Origin of the sequence: Actinomyces sp. oral taxon 170 str. F0386, from assembly GCF_000195595.1 — a bacterium.
Classification (GTDB): domain Bacteria; phylum Actinomycetota; class Actinomycetes; order Actinomycetales; family Actinomycetaceae; genus Actinomyces.
In genome coordinates this window covers 1-834 of the sequence record NZ_GL882550.1, presented here as the reverse complement: position 1 = coordinate 834, position 834 = coordinate 1, and the positions used below count along the sequence as shown (strand labels likewise).

Sequence of the window (834 nt, the reverse complement as noted above, 5' to 3'; positions counted from 1 at the left end):
TCACCGATGAGCTCGACCTCCGGGCTGTAGGAGAAGCGCACGTGCTCCATCTCGATGACACCCGGGCCCCCCGGACCCGCCTGCCCACCGGGGCCGGCCGCCGAATCCCGGCCGGCGCCCCCGGAGGTGGTGGATCCCGCCGCGTTTGCCGTGCCCGTGGCAGTTGAGGTGCCGGCGCCCTCCGGGGTGGCGTCGTCGGACGGTTCCTCGTCGGCGTCGAGCAGCTCGAAGATCCGCTCGGCGCTGGCGGTACCGGACTGCACGGCCGTGGCCATGCCGCCAATCTGACTGAGTGGCCTCGTGAGCTGCTGGGAGTACTGGATGAAGGCCTGCACGTCACCCAGGCGCAGTGACCCGGAGGCGACCATGGCGCCGCCGACCACCGCAATGGCCACGTAGTTGAGGTTCCCGATGACCAGCATGACCGGCATCATGATCCCGGAGAGGAACTGCGCTCGCAGCGAGGCGGCGTAGAGCTCCTCGTTCTCGGCGGCGAAGGCCTCACGCACCGCCTCGGTGCGCCCGTAGACCTGGACCAGGGCGTGTCCGGAGAAGGACTCCTCCACCCGGGTGTTGATCTTGCCGGTGCGGGCCCACTGGTGGGTGAAGGCCTTCTGCGAGCGCGGCCCGATACCGGCGAAGACCACACCCATGAGCGGGAAGATGACCAGCGCCACCAGCGCCAGGCGCCAGGAGATGGAGAACATCATCCCCAGCACGCCCACCACCGTGAGGATCGAGGTCAGCGCGCTGGACAGGGACTGCTGAAGAGTGTTGGCCACGTTGTCGACGTCGTTGGTCAGGCGGCTGAGCAGCTCACCGCGCGCGACCGCG

At 69.2% G+C, this 834-nt stretch carries 1 protein-coding gene; it reads right to left on the bottom strand.

The window, feature by feature from the left end:
- On the bottom strand, positions 1-834 hold an 834-nt coding region (locus HMPREF9056_RS10245), incomplete at both ends, for an ABC transporter ATP-binding protein (protein ID WP_009404886.1).